Origin of the sequence: Isoptericola maris, from assembly GCF_048065335.1 — a bacterium.
Lineage (GTDB): Bacteria > Actinomycetota > Actinomycetes > Actinomycetales > Cellulomonadaceae > Isoptericola > Isoptericola rhizosphaerae.
Window position 1 is genome coordinate 91,010 of record NZ_JBLUNY010000001.1, and the last position, 18,151, is coordinate 109,160.

Genomic DNA, 18,151 nt, shown 5'->3' on the forward strand with positions numbered 1-18,151 from the left:
CCCGCGGCGGAGCGTCTCGGTGTCGGTGCTCCGCCCTAGGCTCGGGACATGGCCGAGGTGAGGGTCGAACCCGCGACCGAGCGCCGGTTCGACGACGTCACGAGGATGCTCAACCCGCGAGGGCGTGAGCAGGCCTGCTGGTGCCTGCACTGGCGCATGCCGAGCGGGCTGCCGACCGACGGTCGCGAGGAGCACCTGCGCGAGCTGTGCGCGCACCAGCCGCCCGGGCTACTGGCCTACCTCGACGACCCGGACGCCCCCGGCGCGCCCGGAGAGACCGTGGTCGGCTGGGTCGGTCTCGCGCCGCGATCCGCCGTCGGATCCCTGCAGCGCTCGCGCGTCCTGCCGCGCGGGGAACCGGCGGACTGGCCGACGACCTGGGTGGTGATGTGCTTCGTCGTGCGCCCCGGATACCGGCGACGCGGCGTGGCGCGTGCCCTGCTGCGCGGCGCGGTGGAGCACGCGCGGTCCCAGGGCGGCCAGGTCGTCGAGGGCTTCCCCGTCGAGGCCGCCCCCGGAGTCAGGATCCCGGTCAGCGCGGCGTTCGTCGGCACCGTGGGGCTCTTCGAGTCCGAAGGGTTCGAGCGGGTCGGCGACACCGCGGCGACGAGCGGCAGGCTGCCCCGCTGGTGGCTGCGGCGCGAGCTCGTCGGCGGCTGAGCAGGACGCAGGCGGGTCCGGCGGTCGTCGCCGAGCGGGCGAGGTACTACGGCGTGGTCCCCGGGTACGTGCTGACGATCGACGTCGAAGGCCTCGAGGCGATCTCCCACGCCGGTGGCGCGCACGGCGCCGACGGCTACTCCGCGGTCCTTTCGGATGCCTCCACCGGGGACGCGGTCATGCTCTCCGCCGTCCCGGGAGACCTCTCGGCGGCCACGTGCCCCGACCTGCCGGTGCTCACGATGAACGGGTCGGTGGGGGACGGACCGGTCGAGGTCGTGCGGGTGTCCGGGACAGGTGTCGGCCCGGAGCTGCTCCGTGCGGCCCTGGAGTCGGTGCGCGTGCCCACCGCCGGCGAGCTGGACCTCCTGCTGCCGCCCGGTGACGGCGCCCCGGACAACAGCGTGGGGGTCGGGGGCTGGCCGGCCGGACGCGCCGTCCGGCCTGCCGACTTGCAACCGGGCACCGATCCGCGTTCCGATGGCCACGTGCGCGCGCTCGGGTCCTCGCCGACCGACGAGCCCGAGCGCACGCGAGCATGAGACGCCGCGATCCCGGGACGATCCGGGAGAAGGGATGACCCATGACCGCCACGATCGACACCACGACGGACCTCTACCCGAGCAGGCTCGCCGAGCCGGGCGAGGTCGTCGAACGACAGCACCCCACGGTGTGGGGCACGGCCGACGACGGCCCGTTCGACACCGCCGCGCTGGAGGCGCACGAGCAGCGCGGGTTCACGATCCTGCAGGACTTCATCACCCCGGACGAAGTGAAGCAGTACACCGCCGAGCTGGACCGGCTCTCGTCCGACACCTCCCTGCAGGGCGACCCGCGCGTCGTCACCGAGCGTGCCTCGGGCGAGGTGCGCTCCATCTTCGAGGTGACGAAGCTCAGCGAGCAGATCGACGCCCTGAGCCGCGACCCCCGGCTGCTGGACCGTGCCCGCCAGCTCCTGGGCTCGGACGTGTACCTGCACCAGACCCGGGTCAACTACATGCCGGGCTACAAGGGCACCGGGTTCTACTGGCACTCGGACTTCGAGACGTGGCACGCGGAGGACGGCATGCCGGCTCCGCGCGCCGTCAGCTGCTCGATCGCCCTCACACCGAACTACCCCTACAACGGTGGCCTGATGGTGATGCCGGGCTCCCACCGCAGCTATGTGCCGTGCGTGGGCGAGACCCCGGCGGACTACCACAAGGACTCGCTCAAGGAGCAGAAGATCGGCGTGCCCAGCGAGGAGGCCATCACCGAGCTCGCGTGGAAGCACGGCGTGGACCAGTTCACCGGTCCGGCCGGCTCGGCGCTGTGGTTCGACTGCAACATCATGCACGGGTCGGGCAACAACATCACGCCGTTCCCGCGCTCGAACATCTTCCTGGTGTTCAACAGCGTCGAGAACGCGCTCACGGAGCCGTACGCCGCGCCGGCACCGCGCCCGACGCACATCGGCAGCCGAGACTTCACGCCGCTGCGGTAGTCCGGGAGCCGGGCTGGCCCGGGCACCAGGTGCCCGGGCCAGGTCGGCCGCCGGTCTCCGACGTCGGTCGTCTCACCACGCCTGCGCGAACACGTCGGCGAAGATCTCGTCGGCGTCCACGTCCAACCCGCGTGCGGCGAACCAGTCGCAGACGTTGCGGCAGTCGCGGTGCAGCAGGTCGGCGCCGAACGGGTTCGCGACCAGGTCCACGACCTGGGGCAGGTCGATGATCACGATCCGTCCACCCTCAGCGCCGTCAGCGCCGTCCACGAGGATGTTGTACGGCGACAGGTCGCCGTGCGCCCACCCGAGCCGGGCGAGGACGCCCATGGCCCGGTGCAGCTGGTCGAACCAGTCGGCGAGAACCTCGGGGCTGGGGCGCTCGCGGGCGAGCCGGGGCGCCGCCTCGTACGCGCCGTCGTCGGACCGCCCGCCCACGAACTCCATGAGCAGCTCCGTGCCGTCTACCTGCACGGGGTAGGGGACCGGCGCGCCGGCCTCCCAGAGCTGGCAGAGTGCCGAGAACTCGGCGTCGGCCCACTGCGTGGCCGCGACCGCACGGCCCCACGCGGACCGGCGGTCCTCCAGGGCTCGCTGGTCACGGGTGCGTCGCGTCCGCCGGCCTTCGGTGTAGGTGGTGTCCCGGTGGAACTGCCGGTTCTCCCGGCCGCGGTAGCGCTTGGCGGCGAGCAGGCTGTGCCGGCGGGGATCGTCCGGCACAGCACGCTCGACGAGGTGGACGTCGGCCTCCTTGCCGGTCTTGAGCACGCCGAGCTCGGTGTCGAGCGCGGCATCGGCCACCACGACCCAGTCGGGTCGCGGGTCCGGTCCGCGCTGGCCCTTGGCGACGGCGGACCAGGTCGACCAGCGCTGGTCGGGCCCGGGCTCGACAGAGGGCGGGGTCAGGAGAGTGTCAGGGGTGTGCTGGTGCACGGAAGGCTCCTCGAGGAGTAAGGAGCGGCCGACGGCGGCTCCTCAGCAGGGGGTGGCGGTCGCCCGTGCCGGAGACGCCGGCCGGGCGTGCGTGACGACGGTGTCCATGGCCTCTGCCCCCCGTTCCGCCGGGCGCACCTGCTGCGCCGTTCACCACGAGGCTGCCAGCGCCTCACGGTGCCGTCCAGCGAATATCCGCCGCTACCGTGGACGCATGGGATTCGAGCCGGTCGCCGACGGCGTCCTGGTCCGTACGAGCCGGCGTCTCGCCACCACCTCGACGCTGGTCCTCGGGCACCGGACGGCGGAGGGCAGGGCCGCGCTCCTGGTCGACCCGGCATGGGATCCGGTCGAGCTCGCGGCCATCGCCGAAGAGGTCGCCGGCCTCGGTGCGCGCGTCCTGGCCGGCTTCGCGACGCACGCCCACCACGACCACCTGCTCTGGCCCCCGGGCCTGGACGGTGCGTGGAGATGGGCGACCCCGACGACGGCACGGACAGCGCTGCGTGAGCGCGACCGGCTGCTGGCCGAGGCCCGCCAGGACGCAGCGCGCTACGGCGGATCTGACCACACCCCCCGGGTGCTCGACCTGCTGGGCCGGGTGGAGTCGTACGGCGATCGCGCGACGCTCCCCGACCTCGGCGGCCTGCTGCCGGAGGTACGGGTCGTCGAGCACGACGGCCACGCCCCGGGCCACGCGGCGCTGTGGCTCCCGGACAGCCGGGTGCTGCTCGCCGGCGACATGCTGAGCGATGCCGAGCCGCCGCTGCCGGCCGACGAGATCACCGGCCGGACGGACGTCGCGAGCTACCGTGCCGGCCTCGACCGGCTGACACCGTACGTCGCCCGGGCGGCGGTGCTGGTGCCCGGCCACGGCACGGTCACGACCGAACCGATGCTCCGGCTCGAGACGGATCGCCGTCTCCTCGAGTCCGGCTCCTGAGGGACGGGACCGGAGCCGACGGCGCTCAGGAGGGCAGCAGTGACTCGCCGGCCGACAGGACGAGCTCGGTCGCCGAGCTCCAGGCCGACGCCGTGTCGAAGCCCATCTGGTCGAGCATCGCCCACGCGACACCGAGCACCGCGTAGGCGCTGACCGGGGTCATGAGCGCCCACTCGCGCCAGGATCCGGCGTCGCCGAGCAGCGGCACCGAGATGTTGCCCCGTGGGCTCCACATGTCGTCGAACGGCAGCCACCGGTGCCGCCGGATCCAGCGTGGAGACTTGATCCGCACAGGCCAGAGCAGCGGGACGCCGCGGGTGGTGAGCATGTCCCCGACGATGTGCACCGCGCAGCCGAGGCCGACGCAGAACGGCATCCAGTACCACTCCTCGGGGGCGAACACGGCGACGAACGCCGCCAGGGAGACCGACAGGCTCCACGTCCACCACCGCCGTTGGCCGGTGAGCTTGAGCGCCCGCACGGCGAACGCGATGAGGAGGACCGCCATGATCCCCGGCCCGATGAGCACCTCGCCGAACTGCTCGGTACGGACGGTCACGAGGCCCATCGCCCAGGCGATGAGGGTGAACACGGCGACGCCGACGATCGAGTGCGTCGCGTTGCGGTGCCCACCCGAGACTGTGGCCACGAACTTGGTCACGCCCTCCGACACCGGTGGCAGGGAGTGCGAGATGGTCCCGTTGTGGTGGTCCGCGTCGGGCAGCAGCGCGGCTCCCGCGCACACCAGCGCGCCGGTCATGACACCCACGTCCGAGACGGGGTACCAGCCGAACGCGATCGGCGTCGAGGCGGTGACGGCCACCCAGGCGGCCGCGCCCGAGGCGGCGTGGTGCCCACCCATCATGGTGTGCGTGCTCCTTCGTCCGGTCTGCTCCCGATGACCGTTTGGTCCGGGTCCGGAGGAACGCTACACGGAGCCGCCGACGCTCCTCGACCGCTGCGCCGCCAGGACGCCCGCGACGTCGGGGGGACGCCATCCCTCCGGCTTGAGGACCTTGCCGTCGGCGCGCCGCACCGGGTGGCCGTCCGCACCGAGCTTGGCCATGTTGGACGCGTGGATGGCGGCGAACACCTCGTCGCCGGGGATGCCGCACTCCAGCTCGAGTCCGTGCAGGACGTACCGCAGGTCGCCGGTCGCGTCAGCGGTCCCGACGAGGTCCGCCCCGTCCGTGGGGCCGTCCACCACCGTGGCGACAGCCTGCTCGACGACGTCGCGCGCCCGCTGGCCGAGGACGGCGCCGGTGAGCTCGGCGAACTCCTCGGCGACGAGCCGGTATCGCAGGCGCAGCCGGTCCTCGGGCAGCGCGAGGTCGGGGACGCCGTCGTTGACGGGCACGCCGAAGGCCTCGTGGAACTCGCGGACCATCTGCCGTTCGTTCGTCATGGCGCGACGCTAGCGGACGTCGGCAGGCGGGGTGTGGCCGACCGCCTGCGCCCCCGGAGCAGCGATGCCGGACAGGATGCGGGCGGAGTTGACCAGCCCGAGGTGGCTGAACGCCTGCGGGAAGTTGCCGAGCTGGCGGCCCGACTCGACGTCGTACTCCTCGGAGAGGAGTCCCAGGTCGTTGCGCAGGCCGACGAGCCGTTCGAACAGGGCGCGGGCCTCCGCCCGGCGTCCGATGCCGTACAACGCGTCGACGAGCCAGAAACTGGCGACGAGGAAGGTGCCCTCACCGCCCGGTAGCCCGTCGACGTGGTCGTCGGCGTGCGTGAGGTAGCGCAGCAGCAGCCCGTCACGCCCGAGCTCGCGCTGCACGGCGTCGACGGTCCCCACCACGCGTGGGTCGTCCCACGGCAGGAAACCGACGCGTGGGATGAGCAGCAGCGACGCGTCCAGCCCCGTCGAGCCGTAGTACTGGGTGAAGGTGTTGCGCTCGGCGTCGTACCCGTTGCCCAGAACGTCGTCGCGGATTATCTCGCGCAGGACCTTCCACTCGTCGGCCGGCCCGTCGAGCCCGTAGTTCTCCACGGCGCGCACCATGGAGTCGACCCCGGCCCAGGCCATCACGCGCGAGTGCACGAACGGCCGGCGGGGCCCCCGCACCTCCCACAGGCCGTTGTCCAGGTCCTCCCAGTGCCCCTCGAGGAAGTCCAGCAGCAGCTTCTGCAGGCGCCACGAGTCGACGTCTTCGGTGAGCCCGGCAGCCCGGGCGACGTGCAGCCCGCCGAGGGTCTCGCCCCACACGTCGAGCTGGAGCTGGCCGGCGGCACCGTTGCCCGTCCGCACCGGTCTGCTGCCCGCGAATCCGGGCAGCCATTCGAGCGTCGTCTCCGGGATCCGGCGGCGCCCGTCCAGGCCGTACATGATCTGCAGGTCGGCAGGGTCGCCGGCCACGGCTCGGAGCAGCCAGTCCCGCCACGAGCGTGCCGCCGCGGTGTGCCCGGTGCCGAGCAGCGCGATGAGCGTGAAGGTGGCGTCACGTAGCCAGCAGTACCGGTAGTCCCAGTTGCGAGGGCCGCCCGGCTGCTCCGGCAGCGAGGTGGTGGCCGCGGCGGAGATGGCGCCCGTCGGGGCGAACGTCAGAGCCTTCAGGGTGATCAGGGATCGGCGCACCGGTTCCTGCCACTGGCCGTCGTAGCGGGTCTGACCGATCCAGTCCGCCCAATAGTCCAGCGTGTGCACCAAGGACTCGGCGGCGTCGACCGGGGCCGGGGCCGGCAGGTGCGAGGCGTGGTGGGTCAGGACGAGCGGGACCCGGTCACCGGCGGCGACCTCGAACCGGGACAGGACCGCGCCGTCGGCGACGTCGGCCCTGACGGGGGCGGCGAGATGGAGGGCGTCCGGGCCTGCCACGATATCGATGCTCGGGTCGTGCCCAGCCAGGACGGTGTCGGCCCCGCTGATCCACGGAGCGACGCTGCCGTAGTCGAAGCGTGGCACGAGCAGGCTCTCCACGGTGACGCGCCCACGCAGCCCGCCCACGATGCGCACCACGTCGGCCGCGTCGCCACGGGGCGGCATGAGATCGGTCACTCGCACATGGCCCTCGGGCGTCTCCCACTCCGTCTCCAGCACGAGCGACTCGCCGCGGTAGCGGCGCCGGGTGCACGGCCCGCCGGACGCCGGCGCCACCCGCCAGAAGCCGTGTCGCTCGTCCCCGAGCAGCGCAGCGAAGCAGGCGGGGGAGTCGAGGTCCGGCAGGCAGAGCCAGTCGAGCGACCCGTCACGACCGATCAGGCCCACCGTGCGGAGGTCTCCCACGATGCCGTAGTCCTCGATGCGCCGGTCCATGGCGTCCCACGCTAGGCCCGCCACGTGACTTGCGCCACGGCGGGACGGATTGCAGGTCGGGGCACCTCTCGTGCTATGTTTTTCACCGCACCGAAACGGGCCGTGCGGCCCGCGGAGGTCCACCTGTCCGGGTGGCGGAATGGCAGACGCGCTAGCTTGAGGTGCTAGTGCCCTTTATCGGGCGTGGGGGTTCAAGTCCCCCTCCGGACACTCGTTGAGACAGCGACGACGAAGGCCTCCCGGGTCCACAACCGGGGGGTCTTTTGTCGTTCCCGGCTGCATCCTCGGTTCGAGATGTTCCCTTGGTGCTCCCGTGGGAGCACTCCCCGTTCCCCTTGCTGTTCCCACCGGCGTCCACCTTGCCCTGCCTGACGGCGTTCTCCCAGGCTGGAGCGCTGTCCGGAGGGGGACTGGCGCCGCCCCAGGCCGAAGCTTGGCGGACGTGCCTGGGAGCCGGCACGCCACCTCGACGAGCCCCTGCTCGTCGGTGACCGCCGCTTCGGCACACCTTCACGATCCGTACGCGGAGCTCGCCGAATCAGGGGCGTGCGTAGGGCGGCTGGGGACTGGCTCGCCCGACTCCTCGAGGTCGGCGACGACGTCGCGCGCCAGCTACCGGATGCCGGAGAAGGCGGCGTCGGACACGGCCTCTAGGCAGGAGAGCGACGGCAGCTCGAACACGGTGCCCACGTACTCCTGATCCACTGGCGACCACGCGACGCGATAGGTGTAGTGCTCTGCGACGCTCACTGTTCCTCCTTCGTGGAGTCCATGTCCTCGAACTGGTCGGTCGCTTCGAGGTCCCGTCGGACGCTGGATTGCCTAGTGGTTGCGCTCCGGTTCGCTCTCTGCGAGGTAGATCTCTACCCGGTCGGTGGTCCAGATGGGTACGCCGGTGCCGAAGAAGTCGTTGTCCTCGGTCCACACCGGGCAGTCCAGCAAGAGAGCGACGGCGAGGAACGGCCAGTCGTCCGGGTCGCGTTTCTCGATCCGTGCCAGGGCCGCGCTCTGCTTGGCGGCGTAGAAATCCTCCTCGACCGTATGCACCACCGGCTCGAGCGCGTCCAGGACGGTGAGGGCTGAAGCGAGTTGCTCCGCGTTCCAGCCACGCTTCGTGAACACGGCCGGCAGGTGTCGGCGAGCGTCGTCGTAGGCGACCTGCGGAGTGTAGAACGCGACGTGTCCGGCGTGCTCGGTGATCAGTAGGCGCGCCTTCTTGCCCAGCACGGCGCGCATGAGGATGTTCGCGTCCAGGACGATGCTGCGATCGATCTGCACTACCGCTTCGCCTCTCGACGAGCGGTCTTGAAGTCGTCCATCAAGTCATCGACGTCCAGACCCTGCTCGTCGATCAACGCGTCCAGCTTCGCTGCTGCCGACTGGAGCGCAGCGACGTCCGCCGACAGGTCAGCCTTCGCCGGGATGAAGAACCCCACCGTCTGCCCGTGACGTGTCACGGCGACGGGGGAGTCCGAGGCGATGTAGTCAGCGAGGCTCGAGCGGAACTCGCGGATCCCCACCTTGGTCGTCGTCATGGCCGCCTCCTTGTGTATCACTGTGTACACAAGTGTAACTCACGATCCCGATCGTCAGGATGTGGCCGCCGATGTGGTTCGCCGACCGGACGAGGTGGACATCGGATCCAACGTTCCCGCGGGGAACGCTCCAGAGCCGCTCGGAACCATGGAGAGCCACCGCGCACGGGACTGCTGCACGGACGGGTGTCAGCTTGACCTGGCTTGCCCACCGGTGGCCGGTAGGGATGCCGCCGTGCGCGAGCTCGATCCGAGACAGCGCGAAGCCTTGGTCCCGAGGTGGGGCCTCGGGGCCGGGGCTCTGTCGTGTCTCAGGCTGAGGCGAGACGGTCGGAGACGAGACGGTTGAGCGAGATGCGCTCCTCGGCTGCCTGCTCGACCAGGCGGCGGTGGGTCCGCGGTGGGATCCGCACGCGGAACTCGCCGGAGTAGCTGCGCTCGGTCAGCGGCTGGGGGGCGGGCTCGCCCGACTCTTCAAGGTCGGCGACGACGTCGCGCGCCAGCTGCTGGATGCCGGAGAAGGCGGCGTCGGACACGGGCTCGAGCCAGGAGAGCGAGGGCAGCTCGAGCACGGTGCCGACGTACTCCTGGTCCTCGGGCGACCACGCGACGCGGTAGGTGTAGTGCTCTGCGACGCTCACTGTTCCTCCTCTGTGGAGCTCATGTCTTCGAGCTTGTTGATCGCCTCGAGGACCTGTCGGACCTGGTACGCCTTGGCCTGGCCCTTGCTGTTCTGGATGTTGACCCGGGGTCGCCCGGCCAGGATGTCTTGTAGACGTGGTGGGACGAGCCGCGCTGCCGCGGCTCGCCGAAGTAGTGCTCGCACACGCTGGCGAGGTCGTCGAAGCTGACGTTGGTCGGACTGTTCCGCATCTGGGCCAGTCGCTTGTCGTGCTTCGTCACGAGATGACGGTACCAATAGTGGTACCAGCCTGTCGACGGGCCCGACAATGTGCCGTGGTCCGAACACCGGCGCAGCCATCGTGAGCGGTTCGGCGTTCCCGTCGGGAACGCGTGAGGGCCACTCAGAGCCCGGTGAGGGCCATCGATGACTGGGTTTGCGCTGTTCAGCGGCCATCGCCGCTGGTCCCGCGTACACCCGCGCGGGTTTCAAGTCCCCCTCCGGACACTCGTTGAGACAGCGACGACGAAGGCCTCCCGGGTCCACAACCAGGGGGCCTTCTGTCGTTCAGGGGACGTTGTGGCCCGGCTGGGCGGTGCTCGGTTCAGTTGTTGGCGTCGGCCTCCTGTCGTTCGGTGATGGCACCCGGCGGTGCCGCTGAGCGGGCTGCCTCCCGCCCTGAGAACGTGCTCCACGAGGGTGCGGAGTAGCGCCGGGTCCTGCGGTGGCGCCGGCGTCGGGCGAGCTGGTGCCGGCAACCTTTGTCCTGCACTCTGCTCATCGCCCAGAGCTCGACAACTCGACGACCGAAATCGGCGTCGGCACGCTCATTCGTACGCGCGACAGCGCTGGACGAGGTGGGAGAGTTTCCCCGTGGATATTCGGAAGGTCATCGCGACCGCTCGGTACTGGGTCATCAGCTACTCGCAGGTCGACGCGCGCCGCAGCGAGGTGCGCCTCGACGCGGAACACGCACTCGACGCGCTGAAGGGGAACCTTGTTGCCGCGAACCTCGAGGGTGAGATCGGGTGGCGCGTGCTCCCCCTCGGCGCGAACGACGCCTCGGCGCTGCGCGCCGTGTCCCGTGCCGTGACGCTCGCGCCCATCGAGGCAGAAGACCAAGAGGCAGTACGGCAGCTCGTCGACGAGGTGCCCGAAGCGCTTGCCGAGGCGGAGGCGGTGTCCGGCGCGCGCCGGCTGCTGGCGACATCAGCGGTGCGGCAGGCTGGTGCAGAGGCGGTGGAGTTTCTCACCGAGTACGTCACCTGGGGACTGGAGTCCGGGCTGCCCGGGGTTCTGCGTCGCCTGGAGCCTGGCTCCGAGCCGGAGGACATCACGGTCGCCGACGCGCTGTCCCCGCGGGTGGGACTGGGTTCGATCTGGCGCGGCCTGGGCGCCGCCGAGCTGATCGATGTGAGCGCGCTTCCTGCTGCGAGCGGCACGACGGTGTCGGCCGCCGACGCTGACCTCACCCAGCTGCGCCCCGTGCTCGCCACCGGTGCCGCGACCCATCTCGTCGTCTTCAGCACGGCGCCGCACCGCGCGGCTGATCTGATGACCGCCCTGCAGCCCTGACGAGGAGGCAGACCCGACTGCTCACACTCTGTGATTGCGGTGCCACCTGCGAACGGGCCAGTGCATGACGGCGTTGCCGTCCCAGTGCAGACGATCAGGTCGTTAGCCGGCCGGTGAGGGCCTGGGCGGCCCGCGGGAGCGCTTCGTGGCGCGCGGAGCCGGTCAGGGGGAACAGTCCGGGGTGCCCTGAGGCGTTGAGCTTCGCCGTGATGGCGTCGAGCACGACCGGGCGTGCTGGTACTCGTCGATCAGGACGACTTGGTCCTCATCGATCATGATGGCCGGGTCGCGTGTGACGGCGTCTCGGGTGTCGAGGTCGTCGAGGTCGAGGATCCGGCGTGGCACCATCTCGTTCGACAAGTTCACCAGGGAAGTTGCGCCAGATCCTCCACTGCCGGGCCCTGGACTCGACCTGGAGGTCGCAGTGCACAGCGGTTGCTGAGCCGGGCCCGCCTCGACCCGGAGGCGCATCGGCAGGCTCACCGATGGCGGTGTCCCCGTGGGGCTCCTGCGCTCCCCGTCGCTGCCGAGTCCGGGCAATCCGCCTCGGTGGATGTGTCTCGCCTCGGTCGCTGGTCGGCGCGGGGCTCAGATCCCGCGCTCTTCACTGACCGAGTTGGCCCCGTCGACGGTGATCAGCTGACCGCTGATGTAGGACGCGCCGTCCGCGGCGAGGAAGGCGATCGCGTGCGCGACCTCGTCGGCAGTGCCGGAGCGCCCGACGGGCGTCGCCGCGCCCATGGCGGACTCGCGGCTCGACGCTGACGCCGTGTCGATCCACCCCGGCGCGACGGCATTGACCACGACACCGCGCGAAGCGGTCTCGATCGCCACCGCTCGAGTGAGCCCGACGATTCCTGCTTTGGCCGCGTGGTACGCGACGTCGCCCGGGTAGGCGGCAACCGGTCCCGACACCGACGAGACGTTGACGATCCGGCCGTAACCGGCGGACTGCATCTCTGCGACCACCGCGCGGATCATCAAGAACGTCGTGGTCAGGTTGCGCTCCAGCGATGCGTGCCAGCGAGCGACCGCGCCGGCTGGATCCCGGTCGGAGATCGACGTCATCCCAGCGTTGTTGACGAGTACGTCGACGTTGCCGTAGGTGGTCTTCGCGTGTCCGACGACGGCGTCGACGCCGCTCTGGTCCCTGAGATCGGCGACCACTCCCTCCGCCTCGCCGCCTGAGGCTCGCAGCTCGTCGACGCGGTCGAAGATGCGGCCGGTCGTCGAGGTGACGACCACACGCATTCCTGCGGCGCTGAGAAGACGGGCCGCAGCGAAGCCGATGCCGTGCTCGCTCCCGGCGCCGGTGACGATGGCAACACGCTGACGGGGCAATGCCATGGTGGGACCTCGTTCTTCATCTCGAACGGGACGAGCGGACCCCGGTGAGTCGCCCGACGAAGCTCTGCTCCTGGCGGACGACCACCCGATCTCCCGTGGTGGTGGGTGATCTACCAAGCACAGACCCTGTGGTAAGGACCGTGTCAAGGGCTGCGAGCGAACTTCTCCATCAGGGCGGGTCAGGGCCGGGCGTCGAGCCCCAGGTGGTGGCGCATCGTTGCCGCGGCGTCGCCCAGGTGGCCGAGCTGCTCCGGTGAGAGCGCGTCGACGAACTCCTCCTTGATCGCGCGCAGGTGGGGCATCGTGCTGGCGTGGAAGGCGAGCTCGCCCTCGTCGGTGAGCACGACCCATGACCCTCGGGCGTCCTCCGCGCAGGGTTCGCGACGCACCAGGCCCCGTCGTTCCATGCGGCCGAGGTGCCCGGACAGGCGGCTGCGTTCCCACTCGATGTGCGCGGCGAGCTCGGAGGACCGCATCGCGCGACCCTCCGCCTCGCTCAGCGCGAGGAGCACCCGGTAGTCCCCGCCCGAGAGCTGGGAGTCCTCGTGGAGCCGGGCCTCGATGCGAGCACGCACGATCTCGAAGGTCTCGACGTGCGCCCGCCAGACCGCGAGCTCGTCGTGCGTGGGGACCTGTCGCCGTCGTGGACTAATCACGGACCCTCCTCGGTTGTTGACACGTGAATCATATGCGCCCGGCGCAACCTCACCGCGAAGGAGTGGAAGACCATGGACGTCTCGCAGATCGAGTTCGGCATCGACAGCTTTGGGGACCGGCCGCGTGACGACCGGGGTGAGATCGTCTCGCACGGCGAGGCGATCCGCGCGGCGGTGGCCGAGGCGGTCCTGGCCGACCAGGTCGGGATCGACGTGGTCGCGCTCGGGGAGCATCACCGGCCCGAGTACGCGATCTCGAGCCCGGAGACCGTGCTGGCCGGTATCGCGACGGCGACGAAGCGCATCCGGCTCGCCTCGGGGGTGACGGTGCTGTCCTCGGACGACCCGGTGCGCGTGTTCCAGCGGTTCGCCACCGTTGATGCACTCTCCCACGGTCGCGCCGAGGTGATCCTGGGCCGAGGTTCGTTCACCGAGTCCTTCCCGTTGTTCGGGTACGACCTCAAGGACTACGACATCCTGTTCGAGGAGAAGGTCAACCTCTTCCACCAGCTCCTGGACGAGCAGCCGGTCACCTGGCAGGGAACGACCCGTGCGCCGCTGCACGACGCCGACGTCTTCCCGAAGACCGATTCGGGCCGGCTCCAGACGTGGGTGGGCGTCGGCGGGACGCCGCAGTCGGTGCTCCGCACGGCCCACTACGGGTTCCGACTCATGCTGGCGATCATCGGTGGCGCCCCTGACCGGTTCGCGCCCTACGTGGACCTGTACCGGCGAGCCCACGAGAAGCTCGGCACGAACCCGCAGCCGGTCGGGATGCACTCGCCCGGCTTCGTCGCCGCGACGGACGAGGAGGCCAAGGAGCTGTTCTACCCCGGCTACCGGGAGATCCGCGACCGGATCGGCGCGCTGCGCGGCTGGCCGCCGCTGCGAAGGTCCGAGTTCGACGCCGAGGTGGCCGGCGGATCGCTGTACGTCGGTTCGGTCGAGACGGTCGCGGCCAAGATCGCCCACGCGGTCCGAGCACTGGATGCCGGCCGGTTCGACCTGATCTACTCCGCCGCCGGTACCGTCTCCGCCACCGCGCGGCTGCGTTCGGTCGAGCTCTACGGCACGCAGGTCATCCCGCGCGTCCGCGAGCTCCTGGCCGAGACGCCGGTCGCGGCAGGAGCGGCACGATGAGCGCGCCTACGACGTCGATCGGGATCCTGGGCGCCGGGAAGGTGGGTACCGTCCTGGCCCGGTTGGCCGTGGCCGCCGGCTTCCGGGTCCTGATCTCCGGCTCCGGCGACCCAGAGAAGATCGCCCTGACCACGGAGGTCCTCACCCCCGGCGCTACCGCGGCGTGGTCCGCCGAGGTAGCGGACGCCGCCGACCTGGTGGTGCTGGCCCTGCCGCTCAGCAGGCACCGTGACCTCCCCGTCGCGGAGCTGGACGGCAAGCTGGTCGTCGACGCGATGAACCACTGGTGGGAGATCGACGGGCCGCGGGAGGCGGTCCTGCCGCCGGACACCTCCTCCAGCGAGGCCGTCCAGCAGTTCCTGTCGGGCGCGCGGGTGGTCAAGGCGTTCAACCACATGGGCTACCACGACCTGGAGGGCGAGGCGCGTCCCGCAGGTCCGGGGCGCAAGGCGATCGCCGTGGCCGGAGACGCGCCGACGGACCTCGCCGTCGTGTCGGAGCTCGTCGACGCCCTCGGCTTCGACGCGCTCGCCATCGGCGAGCTCGCGGCGGGAGTTCGGCTCGAGCCCGGGACCCCTGCGTTCGGCGCGAACGTCGACGTCGAGAACCTGCGCGCCCTCACCAGCAGTCCGGCGACCCCCGTGCCGGCCGACGAGCCGCGCGATCGGGAGGCCGCGTGGCCCGGTTGACCGTGTTCCGACCACACGGTGTCCACTGGGCTGGCGTCCCGAGATGATGCGCGGACGGTACGGCACCAGGACCGTGCCGGGCACACCACGGTCAGAACACCGAGGAGAGGTTGTCGCATGACTGAAGCACTGACGGACACGACGGGTGCGGGGGTCACCGTCGGGGTCGAGCTCGCCGACCCCGTCAGCGCCTACACGATCACGGTCGACGACGGACCCGTCGCCGGCAGGGCGGAGTTCATCGACCCACCCGACTCGGACCGTGAGCGCATCATCTTCCACACCGAGGTCGACCAGGACTTCGCCGGACGAGGACTGGCCAAGATCCTGCTGGCGGAGGCGCTCGCGGACAGCATCCGTCACGGCCTCACGATCGTGCCAGTGTGCCCGCTGTTCGGCCGCCACCTGGCCCGGCACGGCGACGAGTTCGTCGCCGCGGGCGGCGCGTTCCGCACGCCGACGCGCGCGGACCTGTCCGCGGTGACCCTCGCCGTCCGGCACCGGCCGTGACCGCCCACCTGCCCTGCAGGACGCCGTGCCGCGGCATAGCGTGACGTCGGACGCTGCGCGGGACCGGGCACCCACGGAGGTGAGCACATGCAGTCGATGATCCCCGACTACCTGGAAGGGGCGCTGTCCAGCGTGGCAGCGGACGACTCGGGCCAGACCGCAAGCTACATCCCCGAGCTCGCGGCGGCGGATCCCGATCGGCTCGGCGCCGTCTTCGCCACCATTGACGGAGAGGTCTACGGTGCGGGCGACGTCGACGTGGAGTTCACGATCCAGTCGATCTCGAAGCCCTTCGCCTACGCGCTGGCACTCTTCGACCGTGGGTTCGACGCCGTCCTCGCCAAGGTCGGGGTCGAACCGTCCGGTGAGGCGTTCAACGAGATCTCCCTGGACGCGACCGGACGTCCGCTCAACCCGATGATCAACGCCGGCGCCATCGCGGCGCACGCGCTCGCCGGCCCGGAAGGGTCGGCCCCCGCCGCACGCGTGGAGCGCGTGATCGACGGTCTCTCGGCCTTCGCGGGCCGACGGCTGCGGGTCGACGAGGCGGCGTGCGCCTCGGAGATGGAGCACGCGCACCGCAACCTGGCGATCGCGCACATGCTGCGCAGCCACGAGATCCTCACCGAGGACCCGCGGGACGTGGTGGTCGGGTACCTGCGGCAGTGCTCGGTCCTCGTGACGGCGCGGGACCTGGCCATGATGGCTGCCACGCTCGCCAACCGGGGGGTCAACCCGCTCTCGGGGGAGCGCGTGGTCGGCGAGCGAGTGGTCCGGCAGGTGCTCAGCGTCATGGCTACCTGCGGGATGTACGACGCCGCGGGGGACTGGGCGACGCAGGTCGGCATCCCCGCCAAGAGCGGCGTCGCCGGCGGGCTCATCGGCGCTCTCCCGGGCCAGCTCGGCATCGCGACCTTCTCGCCCCGGTTGGACGCGCACGGCAACAGCGTCCGAGGGGTGTCGTTGTTCGGGCGGTTCTCCTCCGACATGGGGCTGCACGTGATGGAGGTGCCGCCCGCCGCGCGCGCGGTCGTGCGGTCCAACCGCGTCCGCGGCACCGCGGGCGAGGCTGTCCGCGTCCTGCGGCTGCAGGGCGGGATCCGGTTCGCCGGGGCGGAGCGGTTCGTCCGGGAGGTCATGGAGCACCCGCCGGCCGAGCCGAGGGTCGTCGTCGACGTCTCCGCGGTCTACTCCCTCGACGACGTCTCGCGCCGGATGCTCCTCGAGCTCGTGCGCCGGCTCACCCTGGACGGTCGGGACGTGTACCTGGTCGATCCGGAGGTGATCGTCCCGGACCCCGACCCCGGCGAGGGCGGTCGGGTCACGGTCGTGGACGAGATCGGCGAGGTCCCCGTCTCGCGGGACGACGTGGACGAGCACGGTGCTCCGCCCGCGAGGCACGAGGCCGACGCATGACCGTCGAGGCGCAGCCCCGGGAGCGTTCTACGGACAAGGTCGGCGCGACAGAGCGGGACGGTCGCGCCGCACGCCAGCGGGCGCCGCGCCGTCGGGCGGCCGACTGGGACCCGCGGGTGCGGGACCAGCGACCCGTCGACCGGCTGCGTGCGCAGGAAGGGGTCCGTGACCCACAGCTCCTGCCACTGAGGTATGCGCGGATGGCGTCGTCGCCGTGGGCCTACCTGCGCGGCGCCGCGGCCGTGATGGCCGCCGACCTCGCGACCGCGCCCCACTCGGGTCTCATGGTCCAGATGTGCGGTGACGCGCACGTCCTCAACTTCGGCTTCTGGGCGTCGCCGGAGCGGCAGCTGCTTTTCGACGCGCGCGACTTCGACGAGACCCTCCCGGGGCCGTTCGAGTGGGACCTGAAACGCCTCGTGACGAGCGTGCACGTCCTTGCACGTACGGAACGGCTCGTTGCGGGGTGCGACGAGAGCTCGGCGGCCGCCGCCGTGGAGGGGTACCGCACGGCGATGCGCCGGTATGCGCGCATGGGGGAGCTGGACGTCTGGTACGACCGGATCCCGCCTGACGTGCCACTGAAGCGGCTGTCTTCGCAGCACGCCGAGGCCGCCGTCCGGATCATCGAGAAGCAGTCGCGGAAGCGGACCCACCATGGTGCGGTCAAGCAGCTCGTCACCGAGGAGGGCGGACGGCGGCGGATCATCCTGGACCCCATGAAGCGCGTGGACGACGGCCTGACCCGCGAGCAGCGGGTCGTCGCGTACGAGCAGGTCTACGACACGTACCTGGCGTCCATCCCGGCCCACCTGCGCCGTCTGGTCGGCCGCTACACCCGGGTCGACTCCGTGCGTCAGGTCGTCGGCGTGGGGAGCGTCGGGATGCGCGTCTGGCTGCACCTGCTGGAGGGCGACAGCGGGCGCCAGCCGCTGTTCTCGCAGGCGAAGCAGGCCACGGCGTCGGTGTACGAGGAGTTCCTCGGTCCGAGCGAGTTCTCGAACCACGGCGAGCGTGTGGTGGTGGGCCAACGTCTGATGCAGTCCGCCAGCGACATCTTCCTCGGCCACATGCGCGTCGACGGCTTCGACTACTACGTGCGGCAGTTCCGCGACATGAAGATCATCCCGCGCGGGGACCAGGTCTCCGGCTACCTGCCGCAGTTCGCTTTCGCCTGCGGGCACGCCCTGGCCAAGTCCCACGCGCGCAGCGGTGACCCGGCCGCGATCGCGGCGTACATGGGACGAGGGCCGGCCTTCGCCGACGGGATCCTCGGCTTCGGGCGGGCCTATGCCGAGCAGACGGACGCCGATCACGCCGAGCTGGTGGCCGCCGTGGGCAGGGGAGTGGTGCGCGCCGCCGAGCGGGCCTGGTGAGCGGGCCGGTTGG

21 protein-coding genes and 1 tRNA gene are annotated in these 18,151 nt (G+C 71.1%); 11 read left to right on the top strand and 11 right to left on the bottom strand.

Annotated features, from left to right (window positions below):
• Positions 1-48: 48 nt before the first annotated feature.
• Genes ACH5HR_RS00450 through thpD form a run of 3 tightly spaced genes read left to right on the top strand, consistent with a single transcriptional unit; the run spans position 49 to position 2,143 of the window.
• Positions 49-660 carry a GNAT family N-acetyltransferase gene (locus ACH5HR_RS00450; RefSeq protein WP_402377367.1) on the top strand — a complete coding sequence of 204 codons (612 nt, stop codon included), beginning with the start codon at positions 49-51 and terminating at the stop codon, positions 658-660.
• A complete protein-coding gene (locus tag ACH5HR_RS00455) occupies positions 630-1,202 on the top strand; it encodes a hypothetical protein (protein ID WP_416475655.1) in 573 nt (190 codons plus the stop codon). Before ACH5HR_RS00450 ends, ACH5HR_RS00455 begins: the two co-directional genes overlap by 31 nt.
• A gap of 41 nt (positions 1,203-1,243) precedes the next feature.
• The gene (thpD, locus tag ACH5HR_RS00460; RefSeq protein ID WP_416475657.1) at positions 1,244-2,143 is read left to right on the top strand and encodes an ectoine hydroxylase; all 900 of its coding nucleotides are present in this window, start codon (positions 1,244-1,246) and stop codon (positions 2,141-2,143) included.
• Between the two features lie 72 nt (positions 2,144-2,215).
• On the opposite strand, the gene ACH5HR_RS00465 is transcribed toward thpD, so the two are convergent.
• Entirely contained in the window at positions 2,216-3,076 is an 861-nt protein-coding gene (locus ACH5HR_RS00465) for a serine protein kinase RIO (RefSeq protein ID WP_402377375.1), read from the bottom strand.
• 214 nt (positions 3,077-3,290) lie between these two features.
• On the opposite strand from ACH5HR_RS00465, the gene ACH5HR_RS00470 reads away from it, so the two are divergent.
• Entirely contained in the window at positions 3,291-4,019 is a 729-nt protein-coding gene (locus ACH5HR_RS00470) for an MBL fold metallo-hydrolase (RefSeq protein WP_416475658.1), read from the top strand.
• 25 nt (positions 4,020-4,044) lie between these two features.
• Here ACH5HR_RS00470 and ACH5HR_RS00475 read toward each other — a convergent pair whose 3' ends face one another.
• The 3 genes from ACH5HR_RS00475 to ACH5HR_RS00485 all read right to left on the bottom strand — a co-directional run bounded on the left by ACH5HR_RS00475 (position 4,045) and on the right by ACH5HR_RS00485 (position 7,272).
• The gene (locus tag ACH5HR_RS00475) at positions 4,045-4,884 is read right to left on the bottom strand and encodes a metal-dependent hydrolase (protein WP_402377379.1); all 840 of its coding nucleotides are present in this window, start codon (positions 4,882-4,884) and stop codon (positions 4,045-4,047) included.
• Positions 4,885-4,947: 63 nt separating this feature from the next.
• The gene (locus ACH5HR_RS00480) at positions 4,948-5,424 is read right to left on the bottom strand and encodes a pyrophosphohydrolase domain-containing protein (RefSeq protein WP_402377382.1); all 477 of its coding nucleotides are present in this window, start codon (positions 5,422-5,424) and stop codon (positions 4,948-4,950) included.
• 9 nt (positions 5,425-5,433) lie between these two features.
• A complete protein-coding gene (locus ACH5HR_RS00485; RefSeq protein WP_416475660.1) occupies positions 5,434-7,272 on the bottom strand; it encodes a glycoside hydrolase family 15 protein in 1,839 nt (612 codons plus the stop codon).
• 125 nt (positions 7,273-7,397) lie between these two features.
• Between ACH5HR_RS00485 and ACH5HR_RS00490 the strand changes: the two genes are divergently transcribed.
• Positions 7,398-7,482, top strand: a tRNA-Leu gene (locus ACH5HR_RS00490).
• A 402-nt stretch (positions 7,483-7,884) separates the two neighbouring features.
• On the opposite strand, the gene ACH5HR_RS00495 is transcribed toward ACH5HR_RS00490, so the two are convergent.
• The 5 genes from ACH5HR_RS00495 to ACH5HR_RS00515 form a co-directional block, all read right to left on the bottom strand.
• Positions 7,885-8,022: a hypothetical protein gene (locus ACH5HR_RS00495; protein ID WP_416475662.1), complete on the bottom strand. Its 138-nt coding sequence runs from the start codon at positions 8,020-8,022 to the stop codon at positions 7,885-7,887.
• Between the two features lie 72 nt (positions 8,023-8,094).
• Positions 8,095-8,550: a PIN domain-containing protein gene (locus ACH5HR_RS00500; RefSeq protein WP_416475664.1), complete on the bottom strand. Its 456-nt coding sequence runs from the start codon at positions 8,548-8,550 to the stop codon at positions 8,095-8,097.
• Positions 8,550-8,807: a type II toxin-antitoxin system Phd/YefM family antitoxin gene (locus tag ACH5HR_RS00505; protein WP_416475665.1), complete on the bottom strand. Its 258-nt coding sequence runs from the start codon at positions 8,805-8,807 to the stop codon at positions 8,550-8,552. Before ACH5HR_RS00505 ends, ACH5HR_RS00500 begins: the two co-directional genes overlap by 1 nt.
• A gap of 311 nt (positions 8,808-9,118) precedes the next feature.
• Positions 9,119-9,448 (bottom strand): type II toxin-antitoxin system HicB family antitoxin, encoded by a 330-nt coding sequence (locus tag ACH5HR_RS00510; RefSeq protein ID WP_416475666.1) that lies wholly within the window; start codon positions 9,446-9,448, stop codon positions 9,119-9,121.
• Positions 9,445-9,633: a hypothetical protein gene (locus ACH5HR_RS00515; RefSeq protein WP_416475668.1), complete on the bottom strand. Its 189-nt coding sequence runs from the start codon at positions 9,631-9,633 to the stop codon at positions 9,445-9,447. The genes ACH5HR_RS00510 and ACH5HR_RS00515 overlap by 4 nt, the downstream gene beginning before the upstream one ends.
• 669 nt (positions 9,634-10,302) lie before the next feature.
• Here ACH5HR_RS00515 and ACH5HR_RS00520 point away from each other — a divergent pair.
• The gene (locus ACH5HR_RS00520; protein WP_402372061.1) at positions 10,303-11,004 is read left to right on the top strand and encodes a nuclear hormone receptor family protein; all 702 of its coding nucleotides are present in this window, start codon (positions 10,303-10,305) and stop codon (positions 11,002-11,004) included.
• 588 nt (positions 11,005-11,592) lie between these two features.
• Here ACH5HR_RS00520 and ACH5HR_RS00525 read toward each other — a convergent pair.
• Positions 11,593-12,351, bottom strand: a complete 759-nt coding sequence (locus tag ACH5HR_RS00525) for an SDR family NAD(P)-dependent oxidoreductase (protein WP_402372058.1) — start codon at positions 12,349-12,351, stop codon at positions 11,593-11,595.
• Between the two features lie 179 nt (positions 12,352-12,530).
• The gene (locus ACH5HR_RS00530; protein WP_402372056.1) at positions 12,531-13,007 is read right to left on the bottom strand and encodes a MarR family winged helix-turn-helix transcriptional regulator; all 477 of its coding nucleotides are present in this window, start codon (positions 13,005-13,007) and stop codon (positions 12,531-12,533) included.
• Between the two features lie 72 nt (positions 13,008-13,079).
• On the opposite strand from ACH5HR_RS00530, the gene ACH5HR_RS00535 reads away from it, so the two are divergent.
• From ACH5HR_RS00535 to ACH5HR_RS00555, 5 genes are all read left to right on the top strand, one after another.
• Complete coding sequence (locus tag ACH5HR_RS00535; RefSeq protein ID WP_402372055.1) at positions 13,080-14,147, top strand: LLM class flavin-dependent oxidoreductase; 1,068 nt, start codon at positions 13,080-13,082, stop codon at positions 14,145-14,147.
• Positions 14,144-14,836 (top strand): NADPH-dependent F420 reductase, encoded by a 693-nt coding sequence (locus ACH5HR_RS00540; RefSeq protein ID WP_416475671.1) that lies wholly within the window; start codon positions 14,144-14,146, stop codon positions 14,834-14,836. The genes ACH5HR_RS00535 and ACH5HR_RS00540 overlap by 4 nt, the downstream gene beginning before the upstream one ends.
• A 117-nt stretch (positions 14,837-14,953) precedes the next feature.
• Positions 14,954-15,346, top strand: a complete 393-nt coding sequence (locus ACH5HR_RS00545; RefSeq protein WP_416475672.1) for a GNAT family N-acetyltransferase — start codon at positions 14,954-14,956, stop codon at positions 15,344-15,346.
• Positions 15,347-15,433: 87 nt separating this feature from the next.
• Positions 15,434-16,762, top strand: coding sequence for a glutaminase (locus ACH5HR_RS00550; RefSeq protein WP_416475674.1), 1,329 nt, complete (start codon positions 15,434-15,436; stop codon positions 16,760-16,762).
• A complete protein-coding gene (locus tag ACH5HR_RS00555) occupies positions 16,759-18,138 on the top strand; it encodes a DUF2252 domain-containing protein (protein ID WP_416475675.1) in 1,380 nt (459 codons plus the stop codon). Before ACH5HR_RS00550 ends, ACH5HR_RS00555 begins: the two co-directional genes overlap by 4 nt.
• The last annotated feature ends 13 nt before the right edge of the window (positions 18,139-18,151 follow it).

What these genes read in the sequence shown, in the direction of transcription:
- ACH5HR_RS00525 (WP_402372058.1), bottom strand. Translation starts at nt 12,351, where the DNA reads ATGGCATTGCCCCGTCAGCGTGTTGCCATCGTCACCGGCGCCGGGAGC.
- ACH5HR_RS00505 (WP_416475665.1), bottom strand. Translation starts at nt 8,807, where the DNA reads ATGACGACGACCAAGGTGGGGATCCGCGAGTTCCGCTCGAGCCTCGCT.
- ACH5HR_RS00470 (WP_416475658.1), top strand. Translation starts at nt 3,291, where the DNA reads ATGGGATTCGAGCCGGTCGCCGACGGCGTCCTGGTCCGTACGAGCCGG.
- ACH5HR_RS00545 (WP_416475672.1), top strand. Translation starts at nt 14,954, where the DNA reads ATGACTGAAGCACTGACGGACACGACGGGTGCGGGGGTCACCGTCGGG.
- ACH5HR_RS00485 (WP_416475660.1), bottom strand. Translation starts at nt 7,272, where the DNA reads ATGGACCGGCGCATCGAGGACTACGGCATCGTGGGAGACCTCCGCACG.
- ACH5HR_RS00555 (WP_416475675.1), top strand. Translation starts at nt 16,759, where the DNA reads ATGACCGTCGAGGCGCAGCCCCGGGAGCGTTCTACGGACAAGGTCGGC.
- ACH5HR_RS00480 (WP_402377382.1), bottom strand. Translation starts at nt 5,424, where the DNA reads ATGACGAACGAACGGCAGATGGTCCGCGAGTTCCACGAGGCCTTCGGC.
- ACH5HR_RS00475 (WP_402377379.1), bottom strand. Translation starts at nt 4,884, where the DNA reads ATGATGGGTGGGCACCACGCCGCCTCGGGCGCGGCCGCCTGGGTGGCC.
- ACH5HR_RS00535 (WP_402372055.1), top strand. Translation starts at nt 13,080, where the DNA reads ATGGACGTCTCGCAGATCGAGTTCGGCATCGACAGCTTTGGGGACCGG.
- ACH5HR_RS00540 (WP_416475671.1), top strand. Translation starts at nt 14,144, where the DNA reads ATGAGCGCGCCTACGACGTCGATCGGGATCCTGGGCGCCGGGAAGGTG.
- ACH5HR_RS00550 (WP_416475674.1), top strand. Translation starts at nt 15,434, where the DNA reads ATGCAGTCGATGATCCCCGACTACCTGGAAGGGGCGCTGTCCAGCGTG.
- thpD (WP_416475657.1), top strand. Translation starts at nt 1,244, where the DNA reads ATGACCGCCACGATCGACACCACGACGGACCTCTACCCGAGCAGGCTC.
- ACH5HR_RS00450 (WP_402377367.1), top strand. Translation starts at nt 49, where the DNA reads ATGGCCGAGGTGAGGGTCGAACCCGCGACCGAGCGCCGGTTCGACGAC.